Below are 15,472 nucleotides of genomic sequence, written 5' to 3' on the forward strand. Positions count from 1 at the left end.
AGGGAAGGTGCGAACAAGTTCCTGATATGAGATCATCATATTCATCCGGAGCGCATCCCAGAGGGACATCATGAGCCATCAACTCACCTTCGCCGATAGTGAATTCAGCACTAAGCGCCGTCAGACCCGAAAAGAGATTTTCCTCTCCCGCATGGAGCAGATTCTGCCATGGCAGAATATGACCGCTGTCATCGAGCCGTTTTATCCCAAGGCGGGCAATGGCCGACGGCCCTATCCGCTGGAGACCATGCTGCGTATTCACTGCATGCAGCATTGGTACAACCTGAGCGACGGTGCCATGGAAGATGCCCTGTACGAAATCGCCTCCATGCGCCTGTTTGCCCGATTATCCCTGGATAGCGCCCTGCCGGATCGCACCACCATCATGAATTTCCGCCACCTGCTCGAGCAGCATCAACTGGCCCGTCAATTGTTCAAGACCATCAATCGCTGGCTGGCCGAAGCAGGCGTCATGATGACCCAAGGCACTTTGGTGGATGCCACCATCATTGAGGCACCCAGCTCTACCAGGAACAAAGAGCAGCAACGCGATCCGGAGATGCATCAGACCAAGAAAGGCAATCAGTGGCACTTTGGCATGAAGGCCCACATTGGTGTCGATGCCAAGAGTGGCCTGACCCACAGCCTAGTCACCACCGCGGCCAACGAGCATGACCTCAATCAGCTGGGTAATCTGCTTCATGGAGAGGAGCAATTTGTCTCAGCCGATGCCGGCTACCAAGGAGCGCCACAGCGCGAGGAGCTGGCCGAGGTGGATGTGGACTGGCTGATCGCCGAGCGTCCCGGCAGGGTAAAAACCTTGAAGCAGCATCCGCGCAAGAACAAAACGGCCATCAACATCGAATACATGAAAGCCAGCATCCGTGCCAGGGTGGAGCACCCGTTTCGCATCATCAAGCGGCAGTTCGGCTTCGTGAAAGCCAGATACAAGGGGCTGCTGAAAAACGATAACCAACTGGCGATGTTATTCACCCTGGCCAACCTGTTTCGGGTGGACCAAATGATACGTCAGTGGGAGAGATCTCAGTAAAAACCGGAAATAACGCCAGAAATGGTGGAAAAAATAGCCTAAATAGGCTGATTCGATGTGTTTGCGGGAAAAAAATCGGCCCAGATCCGCGAAATTTTAATCAGCGAGTCAGCTTGGGAAGAAATGACCTGCTTATTCGCACCTTCCCTAAATATGAGCCCAATGAAGCCACTGAGAATATGGTTGAGCAAAAATCATAAACTACCAAATAGCCAAATATTAGCTATCACCAGGGTAAATTAAATATATCCATTAGATATACATAAACATTCTTCGCTTTTGCGTTGCTTACACTATTTTCAGAGACTTTCCAGGAGTCAACAATGTCTTTGTTTGATGATATTGTCACAAGGGATGTTAATTGTCGCAAATACGGGCAATTACAACAGATGTACGGTACCACCGATGTATTACCGCTGTGGATTGCAGATATGGATTTTGCGACACCAGAGCCAATCATGAGCACGCTGCGTTCGGTGGTATCGCAGCCTGTGCAAGGCTATAACCTGGATTATCCACAATGGAAAGAATCTGTTATTCATTGGTATGCACAACAGTATGATGCCGATATCAAGGCACACTGGTTACATTTTATTCCCGGTGTTATAAAAACTATCGTACTCTCTTTAATGGCGCTTACCCGTCCAGGCGATAATATTTTAACCTGTACGCCAATCTATGATCCCTATCCTAATCTGGTAAACACCAGCGGCAGGAATTTGATTCAGACGCGCCTCATTGAGAAAAACGGGCACTATGAATTTGACTGGCATGATTTCAGCGAGAAACTCAAGCAGTGCAAAATGTTTTTGTTCCCTTCACCGCATAATCCAGGTGGAATGGTGTGGTCGCGGGAAACGTTGGAAAAAATAAGCCACTATTGCCAGCAGGCTGGCGTCATCATTCTGTCTGATGAAGTGCATAGTGATTTAACCCTGCCAGGAAAGCGCCATTTGCCGTTTTTTACTGTTGATGAAGCGCCAGATAGTCGGTCAATCGTACTTACTTCCATCAGCAAGACCTTCAATACGGCGGCGATCCAGGGCGGAATCGCCATTATTAAGAATGATGAATTACGCCATCAGTTCTACCACTTTCTGGATAACTGCTACCTTGCAGAGACGCATTCATTGCAGCAGGCGGCCATTTACAGCGCCTTTACCCATTGCGCCGACTGGCACCAGAAATTATTGGCCTATCTGGCCGACAATGTAGCGTTTGTAAAAAGTGAAATCGAAAAGTACTGTCCCTTGATTTCCATTGTGTATGGCGGCGCGTCGTATCTTCTGTTTCTGAATGTGGAAAAAATGGATCTCAGCGATGAGCAGCTAAGCGCTTTTTTTGTGCATGACGCCAGGCTTGGCCTGTCACCTGGGGCGCAATATGGTCCCGGTGGAGAGGGGCACATGAGACTCAACGTTGGCTGCCCACGCCCGGTACTGGTAGAAGCGATGAACCGGCTAAAAGCGGCATACCAGAAATGGCAAAACGCATAGCGTACATCACACGATTTGCCCTGCCACGGTGGGGCAAAATTATCCAAAGATGTTGCTGAACTGCTATAAAGTCTTTCCCTTCTGTCGGCTGGTGTTAAACTGGAAAGTGTGATCTTCATCATAACCTGCTTAAACAGAGACAAGAGACACTGCTATGCAACATATCATCGAGGGCTTCCTCAACTTCCAAAAAGAGATTTTCCCTCAACGCAAGGAACTCTTCCGCAGCCTGGCATCTAGCCAGAATCCTAAGGCACTTTTCATCTCCTGTTCCGATAGCCGCCTGGTACCAGAACTCGTTACTCAGCAAGATCCAGGACAGCTTTTCGTTATCCGCAACGCCGGTAATATCGTACCGTCATTTGGTCCGGAACCGGGTGGTGTATCCGCAACCATCGAATACGCGGTTGTCGCACTTGGCGTAACGGATATCGTCATCTGCGGTCACTCCAATTGTGGCGCGATGAAAGCCATTGCCGATAGCCAGCCCCTGGATCCGATGCCCGCTGTCGCTCACTGGCTGCACTATGCCGATGCCGCGAAAGCCGTGGTCGATAAAAAAACCTGGGATAACCCAATCGATAAAGTTAATGCCATGGTGGAAGAGAACGTTATCGCACAGCTTAACAACATTAAAACGCATCCTTGTGTCGCGGTTGGGCTGCGCAATAATGCGCTTCGTCTGCACGGTTGGGTGTATGACATCGAAAGCGGTGAAATCCGTACCCTGGATAAAAACAGCAAAACCTACGTTTCCCTTGCAGATAACCCGCAGGTGCATTTCGAGTAATTCCCCCACTGGAGCAAGGATGCTCTGGACATCTCCTCTCCCTATTTCTGTTAGTGGACAAAAAACGGGCTTGCGACTAGTTTTAAAGTAGCCACTGGTGTTCCACATCGGTTTTCGCACATTTATACAACATTGCGACAGGCTCATTCACTGAGTCGCAAACAGCTGTTCATACATGGTGCTGGCGATAAAAAGGATCAGGTGCAAATGCAAACAAAAATAAAAAGAATAATGGATAAGTTATTTTATCATGAGTCGTGGGACATCATGCTTATTAAGGATAATGGTACACACTCATTCCCCGACAACACTCTGGAGATATTAAGCAAATCCACTGCGCAGCAGTTAAAAAAGAAATATACATTTCAGGCCGATCCTTTTCTGATTGAAAAAGGCGATAAACTGTATGTTTTCTATGAAGCTCTTAGCTTTCGCAACTCAAAAGGCACGCTACGATGTCGCGTTCTTGACCGTGAACTGGTTGAACTTGAAGATATTAGGCTTGAAGGCTTTGACGACTTACAGTGTCATTTGTCATTCCCTTATCTGATACATATCAACGATCAACTGTTCATGATCCCCGAGTCTTCAGAAAGAAAAGAGGTAATACTGTTTCAGTCAATTGAGTTCCCTGCACGCTGGAAGCAAGTTAAAGTTTTAATCTCTGATACCCAATTAACCGACAACGTATTTATCTCAATTAATGAAACCTGTTATCTGTTGTCCACCACGATGGATAACGAAATAATTATTCATTCAGCAGATCATATTTATGGACAATGGCAGCGGATTACCCCCTCATTGAAGGTGAGCAATCCCCATCATCGAGGTGCAGGTGCCTCCTATCAGGTCGAAAATAAAATGTACTTCCTTACACAGGAGTGCACGCCTGAAACTTATGGAAAATCAATCTATATCAAAGAATTAGTGACACTAAACGACACTAATTTTGCTGAAACTCTGATCGAACAAATCAATTCGTCGATCAACCACAGTGACGGCGTCCACACGCTGAACTTCTCAAATAACTATATTGTTTATGATACAAAAATAAACAAATTCAGCTTTTTATCTATACTTAAAAAAATTTCTTATAAATGCATGGTGAGGTATCGCAATTATTACCTTACCAAACGTTACCAATAACGCGTTCTCTATGGTACTGGCGTGAATCAATCCCCGTTTATCTGGAGTCTGTATGGCAATTCTTGTCACTGGTGGTGCAGGTTATATTGGTTCACATACTGTGTTAACGCTACTGGAAAGAGGCGATGATGTCGTAGTCATCGATAATCTGGCGAACGCCAGCAGAATCTCGCTGGACAGGGTCGCGGAACTCACCGGAAGAGAGCCCATTGTCTATATCGCCGATGTTCTCGACAGGCAGGCATTAAAAAACATTTTCGCCGACCATAACATCACCGATGTCATTCATTTTGCGGGACTCAAATCGGTTTCAGAGTCGATAAAAGAGCCCCTCGCCTACTATGAAAACAACGTTACCGGAACGCTGGTTTTACTGGATGAGATGCTGGCCGCTGGCGTTAATCGTTTCATTTTTAGCTCATCTGCCACGGTATATGGTAATCCAGAAAGCGTACCGCTGAGCGAGCAATCGCGCACGGGTGGTACCACTAATCCGTACGGCACGTCTAAGTTGATGGTCGAACAAATTCTGGCCGATTTCTCACGTGCACAACCCGATTTTCGCATTACCTGTCTGCGCTATTTCAACCCGGTTGGCGCCCATCCATCAGGTCGGATTGGTGAAGATCCTAACGGTATCCCTAATAACCTGGTTCCGTATATCTCCCAGGTCGCGATTGGTAAGCTGGAAACCGTGTCTGTGTACGGTAATGATTATCCAACCCCTGATGGTACCGGTGTGCGAGATTATATTCACGTCATGGATCTGGCGACCGGTCATTTAGCCGCGCTGGATTGCCAGAACAAAGGCGCGGCTTACAAAGTGATTAATCTCGGTACCGGTGTCGGTTATTCCGTAATTAATCTGATTGAGGCGTTTGAAAAAGCGGCGCAGACAAAAATAAACTATCAGTTTGTCGCCAGAAGACCCGGAGATATTGCCGAATGTTGGTCTGACCCATCGCTGGCATACAAAGAGCTAGGTTGGAAGGCCATCTACAACCTTGATGAAATGATGCGTGACACCTGGAACTGGCAAAAAAATAACCCGAATGGGTATCAAATTTAATGTTCTCAGCAGCGAGCCTGACCGTCAGGCTCGCTGCTGTGTCTGACTAGCGTACCGTTATTGTTGACACCCGGTACCAGCCGCTGCTCTGCTTCCCTTCATTGGCAAAGTTAATTCTCGCCGCCCCTGACTTATCCAGCATCGCAACCTCAATCGCGTATTGCCCTTTCGCCAGTCGGCCTGGCATAGATAACGCATAACTGACCTGATACTTACCGGGGAGCCAGCGGCGAATATCCTCCGCGGAATTCCCCTGTGCCACCGCCTTATTGGCGCTGTCTACGACCCGGAATGCCAGCATGTAAGGCAGATAAATCGGTGCGATACCCTCATTGTACCAGGTACTGTTTAATGTCAGCGTTTGTCCGCTGTCCCACACGGACTCATGACTCAGGGACGCAAGGCGAAATCGATAGCCCAATTTGGTCAGCGCATCGTCGACAATCGGTCGATAGTCGCTGGGTATCGTTCTCGATTTCAGGTTAATGGTACTGGCGTGCTGCTTGACCGCCCAGTCAAAAATCCCCTGCACTTCAGCACGTGTATAGTGAAAGGTGTTCTTCCAGTCCTGCATATACGAGCAGATCTCCAGACTCACCGGCGCACGTTTCCAGGCGTCGTTGAACCCTGAATAACTCTGCTGCGCAGCCAGCAATCGCTGGGGGTAATCATCAGCCATATGGTTCCAGGTGTCCGAAAATACGCGCAGGTCCCCCCAACAGTCCGCACGCCACCCAGCCCCACGCGCCACGGCATTCGCCAGACTTTGACCGCCGCTTATCAGCATGGTTTTTGGCGTCACCGGAAAAGCAGAAAAGTGCATCGCGACGTAGCGATCCAGTTGCGCCGTGGTGTATCGCTCCAGTAATGGCTTCAGGTTCGGGAAGTTGCTGTTATGCCATTCTCCCCACGATCCCACCATGCCAATATCAACAAACGCGAGATTCTCATTACCATCGTAGCGCTTACCAAATGCGTTCAACAGACGCTGACTGTATTGAATAAACAGAGGATCGTCTAAATCCGGGGCAAATGTCTTTTTATCCGGCGTCCAGGTTCCTTTCACGCCTTTTTTAATCAGCCAGTCAGGAATTTGCGAACCGCTTTCCGGCTCTGCCAGAGCCATAAAGCGTAGCCCGACATTCATCGCAGGGCGATGTGCCGCCGCGTATTTAAAGGCATCATCCACCAACGCAAAATTGTACTGGCCTTCGACTGGCTCCAGATCCCGCCAGTAAAAACGCTCGTATTCAAATCCGGTATTGGGATAGTCCGCCAGCCCCAGCGTTTCACCGTATCCCTGATGAAAACTTGCCACGCCAATCCCCGGATTGGTTAACGGGCCCGTCAATGCTTTGGGGGTAACGGTCGTCAATGCGGCCATAACCGTCAGCGGGAAAAACATGCACAACAACGCACAAACCCATTTACGCTTCATCGCAAAGACGTCCTCCACCAATTTGTTAACGCTAGCGGTCTTTCAGACTTAACCACCAGTCCCAGATACCTACGTGAAAATTTTGGAACACATCAATACCTAACGCGGATTTGATCATATACAGCGTCAGCAATATGCAGCAGGTGACGAATAGCACGGCAATCAGCAGCAAAAAAGTGAGCAACATTCTCGACAGGGTTGATTCCTGGCGATGCTGGCGGCGTAAATCTCTGCCAAACAAAAAAACCAGATAATAACGCTTGCTGAAAAAAGGAAAGCTTCTGCGAATATCGATCTGATGCCGCGAAGTCAGGGTTGTAGCAAGGAGCGCTTTTTCCACCCCTTCTTTTTGTTCAGGGGTCAATTCCTCCGCTATCCGCTCATCAAGGTGAGCGTAAAACCGTTCGATGGCAGGAGGACGATTTTGAGGACTGGTCAAAATTAACCTATATCTTTATCAATGGAGTGGTAGACGTTAACCGTCTTTTTGGCGATTTCATGCCAATTGTAGTTTTGCAAATATACACCATAGTCCACGCTATTTGCTGTTGCCCCTTGGCCTAATTTTTCAGCCAGACCGGTTACATCTCCCACCTTAAAATAGGCCTCGGCGGGCAGTTGAACTTCAAGGTTAGCCGGAATATCACTGACGACGGCCGGAAGAGAAAATGACATTGCCTCCAGCAGCGCAATGGGCAATCCTTCATGGTATGAGGGCATCACAAACAATTTAGCCTGCGAAAACACCGCCTGAAGTTCGTCACCACGTAAAAAACCAGTCATCACAACACCTGGCGTGTCGGCGGCAAGCTTTTTGAGGCGCACGCTGTATTCGGTCGGATGATCCGCATCGCCAATTAGTACTAACGGTATGGTCAAACCACTGTGTTGATAAGCGGCGATGGCATCATGCATCCCTTTTTCTTCCACAAACCGCCCAACCACCACGAGGTAGTTTTTCGGCTGTAGCCCAAAGCGGGAGAGCGTATTGTCGATGGTGAGCTGTGATAATAACCGCGGCTTGTTCACGCCATTGTGAATTAAATGCGCATCATAGCGACCGTGTTTTTTCTGGATCAGTTGATTAATAACTTCAGAAATCACAATCACCTCGTTGGCATATCTCACCGCCCAACGCTCACCCAGCAACAATATTTTTTTGGCTACATATCCCCATTTCTGGCGATCGTAATCGGGCCCGTGATGGGTAAAAACTACCTTTTTACCCATCACGCGTAAGAGTGGGATCACAAGGCCAGGGCCGATAGCATGGACATGCACAATATCCGAATGGTCGATACGTGTCCTAAACGCCGCTATAACGGAATGGACAATAGCTTCCAGCGAACGCTTTTTAGGTGCCCACAGCGCGTAAGTTTCGACTTTTTTATATACCGATCGTTTGTAATTTACATATGGCGAGCGAGCGATCACGCAAACATCCACGTCGAACTGCTGTTTAATGGCAGGATAAAGATTCTGACAGTGTGTCTCCACACCGCCTAATACATCGGGAATACCACGCGTTCCAAAAACCGTTATTTTTTTACTCATACTATGGCCTGCTCAGCAGTTCTTTATACAGCGCCTGTAGGGTATCCATATGTTTACTCAGCGCATATTTTTCACTCAACCGTGCACGACCTTGTAAGCCCATATTCCTCGCCTTCTCAGGCGAGTCGGCCAGAGCGTCCATCGCATTGGCTAACTCATGCACATTACCCGGTTCGAATAAAATCCCTTCGACACCGTCACGAATTTGTTCCGGTATACCGCCGATGCGCGACCCGATAACCGGTTTGCCTAAGGACATCGCTTCTAATATCGCCATAGAACAGTTTTCATAGCATTCTGAAGGCAGGATCACCGCTCGCGCATGCTTAATAAGCTTATCGAGCGCCTCCCCTTGTTGCACATAACCTAAAAACTCAACATCAGGGTATTTGGCGGCTAATTCATCATGCAACGGACCGTGCCCCACAACTTTCAGCGGCGCGCTGTTCTGCATTTTTTTATGCGCTGCCAACAACGTTGCCACGCCCTTTTCACGGCTCAGACGACCGAAGTACAGCATATAGCCTTCATCGCTTACTTCGGCCAGGGGACGGCTATCATCAACGCCATTGACGATGACATCAATGCGCGAATTTGGCAGCGTGCGCAGCAAAACACCGCGTAAAAAAACGCTTGGTGAAACAATCACATCCAGTGCCTGATAGTTTTGTGCAATGTACTGCCAGGTTGCCTCCAGGGAGAGCAGTAAACTTTTTGAGGCTGAACCTTCCTGACAACGATACCTGAAGGCGTTGAAAACCGTTCCGGTAATACAGGAATCGCACACTTTGCCGTCGCGCAGCATGGAATACGCGGGGCACACAATCTTATAGTCATGCGCAGTCAGCACCGTTTTGCAGCCAAAATTGCGCGCAACTTTAATCAATGCCGGTGTTAACTGATGGTAGATGTTGTGAAAGTGGACAATATCCGGGCGCTCTTTTTCTAATAGCGCCAGCATTTTTTTGCAGGCCTGCGAATTATGAATAAAGTTAACCGCCGTTTTGATACCGCCCAGCAGATTGCTCGCTTTGTGGTAGTCCACATTACTGACAAAATAATCCGCATAGTCCGAGGGGAAATTATTCTCATGATGCATAGAGAAATCAATAACCTGCACTCCGGCCTGTTTCAGCATATCGCGCTCTTGAAAATAAACCGTTTCCGCGCCGCCTTTAATGAAAAAAAACTTATTCACTAATAAAACTTTCATTGCGCCAGCCTTAGTTATTCATGAATGATTTTACTGTCAGGCGGAGTCAACGGATCGCGTACTGGATAAAAAATACCTTTGATCAGCCCCACTGAGCGTACGATTAAATTAATAACGCTTTGCAGCCCATCTGTTAACGAGCGGTTTTGCACAATCTTCAACAAAGCAAACGCCAGTAATGGTAGAAGCGCAACGGCAAACACATTGATATTTAAACTGAGCAGCGCCACAAATAAGAGAATAAGGTAAAGCGCAAATACCGCCTCATTCTTCACGATATTGAATGACTGGGAAAACCAGGGCTTCCCCCAACTACAACGCAAAAGCTCACCCGGTGCCTGGTAATAACCGCTGGTCCAGCGCCGCGCCAGCATCTTAAACGTCGGCAGCGTATGTGACGTATGGCTGAAGTAAGGAATATCCAGACGCCGCAGTTTATAGCCTGCTTCGATTAAACGCAGGCCCAGTTCAGCCTCTTCATACGCGTGCAAATTACGGTTAGTCAGATAACCAATTTTTTCAATTGCCGACCGACGATACAGCCCACCGCCACCCAGATGATCGCTATCCCCGAGTGGATAGATTTTATTAATGCGTTGCTTACGCGATTTAAATTCATAGTTAACGGCATCGTCCATTTCAACGGTTCCCGCAACGCCTGCATATTCTGGTTCGGCCTGCAAAAACGCGACCGCCTGATCCACAAAGCCCTCTTCCAGTTCCATGTCGCCGTCCATCAGCAGCAGATAATCCCCTTCACTATACAGATAACCTAACTGGTGCCCGACGCCACAGCAGCGATCGCCAGGGTCAGTTAAGGACACTACGGTCACCCCTTTATCGATCGCAAGCTGTTGGGTGTTATCCGTTGACAGACTATCTGCCACAATAATTTTGTGTGGATAATCAATAAGCTGCTTACGGATACTGTCAATCGTCTTCTCAATACATTTAGATTCATTGAGTGTTTTAATACTCACTGAAATAAACGGTTTTTGGTCCATACAATTACCCTACGCAGCGAAGGACGGTTCGACGAATCACTAAACTTGATCCTAGTGATAAATAGAACAGGAATTGTAACATCGGTGTAATCATCAGTATCTGGCTATAAGGTAAGCTAATTAAGCAACTAATCGCAAAAGCGTTAAACGCCGGTGCAAAGCTCAACAACTGAAGATCCTGCTGGTCCAGTTGCTCAAGCATCAGTAATGGCTTTGGCTGACAAACCTTCAGGATATAAATGAATAAGCTAATAAAGAGCAACGTGCCGATCACCCCCACTTCCCACAGCAGCATACTCAGGGAAGTCGAGTCAAGAATTAAGTTGTAGATAATATTCAAAAAGCCCGGCGACACCGTACTACCACTGTTAGTTGCATTGAGTCCGTAGCCAAATAACGTTCCTGAAAGCCCCCACAGATCGTTATTTTTCAACCAGAACAGGAACGTCGTAAAGCGCCCTAACTCACCGGTAGACATAATGTAGTTCGGATCAAAGATATAGCTTAAGGAGTCGATAAAAATACTTAACGAGCTTTTCGATGGATCGCCACCGAACGCCGTAGAATAATAGTACGCGAGGATCACAATCGACAGGCTAATAAGCAACAGCATTCCCGCCACAATAACCAATAACGTCTTCAGATTGACCTTACTAACGTCTTTGACGTAGCTCGGTGAAAGCCACACCCACGCCAGGAATATAGGCGATAGCAGAATGACAAACTTTACTTCACCAATGATGCATAACCCGATACCGAGAACAATATGCAGCGCCATGGATTTGAACGTGGTGAGTCCATGCTTATATTCTGAGACTTTTAACAACATAATTAACAGGCAAAACAGGCCCATTGCGGCAGTATTCCCGCCCCCCATGGGGTCACCGCCAAACGTGCCAACCACGGAGTCCCATTTCTCATCTTCACCACGCACCGCGACGCGCTGGGGAACGACCAGTAACACCTGATAAATCATTACCGGAATCTGCGCGTAAAACACCCAATACAGATAGCGCGTTGCGCGGTAAATCTGTGACTCCCGGCAAAAGCCCAGCAGCAAACAGATCATCACCAGCGACAGCGCAATTTCGTTTTTAAATGCCACAATCGCGACGGTGATCCCGCCCTGAATCAGCGTCGATGCTCCAGCCAGCACCAGAAACGAAAAGTACAATGCCAGGACAATCGTCTCCTGGGCATCCAGATGTAAGGAGCCATCACGCGTCTGCATCACCAATAATCCCACCATCAATAAGGTGAGGAAAAAAGGTATCCACAGCACTGACTGCATGCCGGTAAAGTATTGCACCAAGCCACACAGGATCAGCGTGACAAAGGTATAAACCTGTAAATAGTATCCGGTATTAAGCGTCATAGTATCACCGGCTTGTCTTTCAGGAGATTGGCTCGCTTATTCATTTTTAGATAAATGAAGGCGTAGCGAATAAATGTCAGTGAAGAAAACAAGATGACCGACGTTGCATAATCTTTATAAAAATAGGGCGTCACAACAAAAGCGAAGAGTACAATTGCCAGCTGTTCCAGTTGGATGCGCAGAAAATAGCGATGGGAACCAAAAATAAGCTCTATCACCGTCAGAGGGCTTATCGCCAGCGCAGGGAATAAATAGGGCAACATGTAGCGTGACGTCTCAATGGAGTTAATCCAGTCTTCGCTAAAACCGAGGCGCATCACAATCGGATAGAAAATAAAAACCCCAAGGGTACAGATAACCCCTAATACCAGCAATAGCATACGTACCTTGGTATACTCCTGATAGTTAAAGGTATTATTTCTGAAGTCGATAGACCATTTGGAAAAAATAGTATTGCGCACCGCATTCCCGATGATCACCACCGGAGCCAGGCAAAAGCGGCTAACCACGGAAAAATAACCCGCCGTCAGCGCCGAGAACCAAAAGTTAATCAGCATAATAGGCAAATTGCTGCTGGCCATCGCCAACACTTCCGCGCTGCCCACTTTGGTAATGTGATGAATATTCTGTTTGAAAAAATGCCAATTACTGGCGGGTCGCAGATGTCTGGCCGCCACCGAACGAATATCAAACGAATGCAAAATACAGCTTATGGTCAGCACCATCGTCGCGCAGGCCCACGACCAATAAAATAGTTGTACATGGTGCGTAAGAAGGACGGAAAGTACAACGACCACAGAAACAGAAATACGCTGGAAAATCAGAAAACGAAAGTTGGCCGTGCGTAGCGACAGGTTTTCCGAGATTAAAACCCACGCCGTTGCCAGCGTTAGCAAATAGAGAAACAGGATGTTCTGGTGAAACAGCCACGCGGTAAGCACGGCGTAAGGTAAGGCAATGATCGTGCTTTGGATCAGGCAAAACACAACATTCTGTACCAGTTCGTCATCCTGCTGCTTAGGAATTAACAGTTGTGATGCAAAGGTACACACCTGAGCGCCCACCACGGCGATGCTGTAGTTGAGCGCATAAAGCCCCACTTCAGCCATATCGTACTTGTGTGAAATCAACCAAATAGACAGTGCACCAATCAACTGCGAGATGACTGATGAACCGGCTATTGTGGAAGCGCTCTTCAGTAGACTCATACGCGGCCTGGCGTTGCCATCAGTTGATCGGTACTGAAGTTCAGTGAACGCAGACCTTCTTGCGTCTCAAGATCCTTTTCTTCAACTGCATTGAGCACCGCACCAATCACCACGCCGTTATTTTCCTCGATCTTATCCAGCGCGTTGGCGATTTGTCCCGCCGACCCCACCCCGGCTTTCACAATGAAAACAACGCCATCGACGGCACGTTTGATCAGTTGAACATCCTGACTCTGATTCACAGCAGCAACATCAATAATGATGCGCTGATAATGCGATTTCAACTCGCGCATTAAGAGTTCAACATGCTCCGAAGACAGCATCAGTAAAGATGAGATGGTGCTCTTACCGTGAGGAATAAAGTCGAGATTATCACTGAGTTTGATCCGCGCCTGTTCAAGCTCTGTCTCCCCGCGTAACAGTTCCGCTAAGCCTGCAGATGTAGCTGACGCCAGCTCGGATGTGAGCCCACCAGTGTTAAAGAAATCCGCATCAATAAGCAGTGTTTTCTGGTCGAAACTAAAAGAGTTAGCTAACAGATTCGCCAACAAAGAACGCCCATCGCCGTGCTCCGTTGACGCCACGGCGAGCGTCTGTAAAGGTCGATTATCCAGCATAATCCGGGTACGGATACCGTGCACGATATCGGCATTAAGCGGGTTCTTCATGATCATGTCCCGCACCTGTGCGCGCCCTGAGATTCCGCTAAAACGACGAATTTCACCCAACGGAACAACATTGAGCCGTTTTTTCATGCGACTGAGGGTACCGATTGAGTTATCCATTGCCGCTTTGACAATGAAATACATGATGCTGAACACCACCACCAGCATGACCACCATCAGCAATAATAAAGATTTATTCGGTTTCGCCGGTTTTAACGCGGGTACTGCAGGGTCGTATAACACCGCATCGGCATTCACGCCGGACAGCGACAGCTCCTGAGTACGTTGATAAAGCGATTTATACAGGTCTTCCATTTTATCTAACGACAGCTTTTGACTGTTCCAGACATCCCGTTTTGACGCCATTTTCTGGAAGATCTCTTTCTGCTCAGCCACCTGCTGTTGATAGTTTTTTTCGTCCGCCAGCGCTGCCAGATATTGCTGACGTAAACCGACCTTCAGCTCACCCAACACTCGTCCGGTCTGGCTTTGGATCGACTGAACATCGGCTTCTGCTTTTAAAATGGCAGGATTTTTTGGCCCATAGACTTTACGCTGTTCGGACAACGTTCGTTGCGCCTGAATCAACGCAATGCGCAAATCCTGGATCTGAGCGTGGTTAGAGACCGAAGGCAGCGAGATAACGCTCTCAATGGACTTACCTCCCCCGTTCACCTCGTTATAGACGGATTCAGCGGCAACCCGACGCTGGGTCGCATCGGCCAGGCGATTGGTTACGATACTTAACTGCTCGGTTTCAAAACCATCGATACCGCGGAAGGTCAGCAGCCCGGCATTTTTCAGATAGCTGTCCATCTCGTCTTTTTGCTTAGCTATCGACTTCTGAATCTCTTCCATTTTTTCAAAATTCAGTTCGCGAGCTTTCTCCACCTTCAGGCGTTTCTGCTCCACCGTGTAGTTGATGAAAGCCTGCGCGACGCCATTCGCAATGTCAGCCGCAACCTGAGGGGACGTTGATTCATAGGTAATAGACGCCAGGTTCGTCGTACGAATACCAATGACATTCAGATTTTTCGCCAGCGTTTTCAGCGCTTGCTCCATTCTCAGTTGTCGACTTTCATTGCTATCAGCCCTCTGAGCACCGGCTTTTTCCCCGGTAAACTCCGGGTTTTCATCCAGCTTCATATCACGTACGGCTTGCTCCAGCACAATACGTGAATGCATCAACGCATATTGTGTTTCGTAGTAACCACTGCGCGTTGAATCGAAACCATCAACCTGTGGAAACGGAGAAACGTTATCAGCCTGCGCCTTAATCAGCACCGTCGCCGTTGAAACATACTTTGAAGACATCATGCTGATTAACGGATACGCGACGACCCCGGCAACGATACCGACCAGCGCGATTTTCCAGGCGTTCTTTTTCAGCTCTTTGGCAAAGCGGGAGAATTCGACACTGCTTTCTCGTTTTTTGCCGTTTTCCACTATTGATAGTTTCATCG

Annotated in this window: 13 protein-coding genes; 5 read left to right on the plus strand and 8 right to left on the minus strand. The window is 48.0% G+C overall.

Features of this window, described 5'->3' with window-relative positions:
• Window positions 1–70 precede the first annotated feature (70 nt).
• The 5 genes from OGY71_RS16805 (at window position 71) to galE (ending at window position 5,552) form a co-directional block, all read left to right on the plus strand.
• Window positions 71–1,051: an IS5-like element ISKpn26 family transposase gene (locus OGY71_RS16805; protein ID WP_016156491.1), complete on the plus strand. Its 981-nt coding sequence runs from the start codon at window positions 71–73 to the stop codon at window positions 1,049–1,051.
• Between the two features lie 323 nt (window positions 1,052–1,374).
• A complete protein-coding gene (locus OGY71_RS16810; protein WP_213194472.1) occupies window positions 1,375–2,547 on the plus strand; it encodes a MalY/PatB family protein in 1,173 nt (390 codons plus the stop codon).
• Between the two features lie 154 nt (window positions 2,548–2,701).
• Window positions 2,702–3,337, plus strand: a complete 636-nt coding sequence (locus OGY71_RS16815; protein ID WP_003826059.1) for a carbonic anhydrase — start codon at window positions 2,702–2,704, stop codon at window positions 3,335–3,337.
• A gap of 207 nt (window positions 3,338–3,544) precedes the next feature.
• Complete coding sequence (locus OGY71_RS16820; protein WP_063941000.1) at window positions 3,545–4,483, plus strand: glucosamine inositolphosphorylceramide transferase family protein; 939 nt, start codon at window positions 3,545–3,547, stop codon at window positions 4,481–4,483.
• A 52-nt stretch (window positions 4,484–4,535) separates the two neighbouring features.
• The gene (gene galE / locus OGY71_RS16825; RefSeq protein WP_003826055.1) at window positions 4,536–5,552 is read left to right on the plus strand and encodes a UDP-glucose 4-epimerase GalE; all 1,017 of its coding nucleotides are present in this window, start codon (window positions 4,536–4,538) and stop codon (window positions 5,550–5,552) included.
• Between the two features lie 46 nt (window positions 5,553–5,598).
• Here the strand turns inward: galE and OGY71_RS16830 are convergent, their stop codons facing one another.
• Genes OGY71_RS16830 through OGY71_RS16865 form a run of 8 tightly spaced genes read right to left on the minus strand, consistent with a single transcriptional unit; the run spans window position 5,599 to window position 15,470 of the window.
• Window positions 5,599–6,990 carry a DUF4832 domain-containing protein gene (locus tag OGY71_RS16830; RefSeq protein ID WP_063940999.1) on the minus strand — a complete coding sequence of 464 codons (1,392 nt, stop codon included), beginning with the start codon at window positions 6,988–6,990 and terminating at the stop codon, window positions 5,599–5,601.
• A gap of 31 nt (window positions 6,991–7,021) precedes the next feature.
• Window positions 7,022–7,429, minus strand: a complete 408-nt coding sequence (locus tag OGY71_RS16835; RefSeq protein WP_003826052.1) for a hypothetical protein — start codon at window positions 7,427–7,429, stop codon at window positions 7,022–7,024.
• Window positions 7,430–7,431: 2 nt separating this feature from the next.
• Entirely contained in the window at window positions 7,432–8,544 is a 1,113-nt protein-coding gene (locus OGY71_RS16840; RefSeq protein ID WP_063940998.1) for a glycosyltransferase family 4 protein, read from the minus strand.
• A 1-nt stretch (window position 8,545) separates the two neighbouring features.
• Complete coding sequence (locus tag OGY71_RS16845) at window positions 8,546–9,757, minus strand: glycosyltransferase family 4 protein (protein WP_063940997.1); 1,212 nt, start codon at window positions 9,755–9,757, stop codon at window positions 8,546–8,548.
• Between the two features lie 14 nt (window positions 9,758–9,771).
• Entirely contained in the window at window positions 9,772–10,761 is a 990-nt protein-coding gene (locus tag OGY71_RS16850) for a glycosyltransferase family 2 protein (protein WP_286613481.1), read from the minus strand.
• Window positions 10,762–10,765: 4 nt separating this feature from the next.
• A complete protein-coding gene (locus OGY71_RS16855; RefSeq protein ID WP_003826045.1) occupies window positions 10,766–12,136 on the minus strand; it encodes a hypothetical protein in 1,371 nt (456 codons plus the stop codon).
• Window positions 12,133–13,344 carry a lipopolysaccharide biosynthesis protein gene (locus tag OGY71_RS16860; protein WP_003826042.1) on the minus strand — a complete coding sequence of 404 codons (1,212 nt, stop codon included), beginning with the start codon at window positions 13,342–13,344 and terminating at the stop codon, window positions 12,133–12,135. Before OGY71_RS16860 ends, OGY71_RS16855 begins: the two co-directional genes overlap by 4 nt.
• Complete coding sequence (locus OGY71_RS16865) at window positions 13,341–15,470, minus strand: GumC family protein (RefSeq protein WP_286586747.1); 2,130 nt, start codon at window positions 15,468–15,470, stop codon at window positions 13,341–13,343. Before OGY71_RS16865 ends, OGY71_RS16860 begins: the two co-directional genes overlap by 4 nt.
• Between the last annotated feature and the right edge of the window lie 2 nt (window positions 15,471–15,472).

Source organism: Citrobacter sp. Cpo109 (genome assembly GCF_030332565.1).
Lineage (GTDB): Bacteria > Pseudomonadota > Gammaproteobacteria > Enterobacterales > Enterobacteriaceae > Citrobacter > Citrobacter portucalensis.

What these genes read in the sequence shown, in the direction of transcription:
- OGY71_RS16805 (WP_016156491.1), top strand. Translation starts at nt 71, where the DNA reads ATGAGCCATCAACTCACCTTCGCCGATAGTGAATTCAGCACTAAGCGC.
- OGY71_RS16810 (WP_213194472.1), top strand. Translation starts at nt 1,375, where the DNA reads ATGTCTTTGTTTGATGATATTGTCACAAGGGATGTTAATTGTCGCAAA.
- OGY71_RS16815 (WP_003826059.1), top strand. Translation starts at nt 2,702, where the DNA reads ATGCAACATATCATCGAGGGCTTCCTCAACTTCCAAAAAGAGATTTTC.
- OGY71_RS16820 (WP_063941000.1), top strand. Translation starts at nt 3,545, where the DNA reads ATGCAAACAAAAATAAAAAGAATAATGGATAAGTTATTTTATCATGAG.
- galE (WP_003826055.1), top strand. Translation starts at nt 4,536, where the DNA reads ATGGCAATTCTTGTCACTGGTGGTGCAGGTTATATTGGTTCACATACT.
- OGY71_RS16830 (WP_063940999.1), bottom strand. Translation starts at nt 6,990, where the DNA reads ATGAAGCGTAAATGGGTTTGTGCGTTGTTGTGCATGTTTTTCCCGCTG.
- OGY71_RS16840 (WP_063940998.1), bottom strand. Translation starts at nt 8,544, where the DNA reads ATGAGTAAAAAAATAACGGTTTTTGGAACGCGTGGTATTCCCGATGTA.
- OGY71_RS16845 (WP_063940997.1), bottom strand. Translation starts at nt 9,757, where the DNA reads ATGAAAGTTTTATTAGTGAATAAGTTTTTTTTCATTAAAGGCGGCGCG.
- OGY71_RS16850 (WP_286613481.1), bottom strand. Translation starts at nt 10,761, where the DNA reads ATGGACCAAAAACCGTTTATTTCAGTGAGTATTAAAACACTCAATGAA.
- OGY71_RS16855 (WP_003826045.1), bottom strand. Translation starts at nt 12,136, where the DNA reads ATGACGCTTAATACCGGATACTATTTACAGGTTTATACCTTTGTCACG.
- OGY71_RS16860 (WP_003826042.1), bottom strand. Translation starts at nt 13,344, where the DNA reads ATGAGTCTACTGAAGAGCGCTTCCACAATAGCCGGTTCATCAGTCATC.
- OGY71_RS16865 (WP_286586747.1), bottom strand. Translation starts at nt 15,470, where the DNA reads ATGAAACTATCAATAGTGGAAAACGGCAAAAAACGAGAAAGCAGTGTC.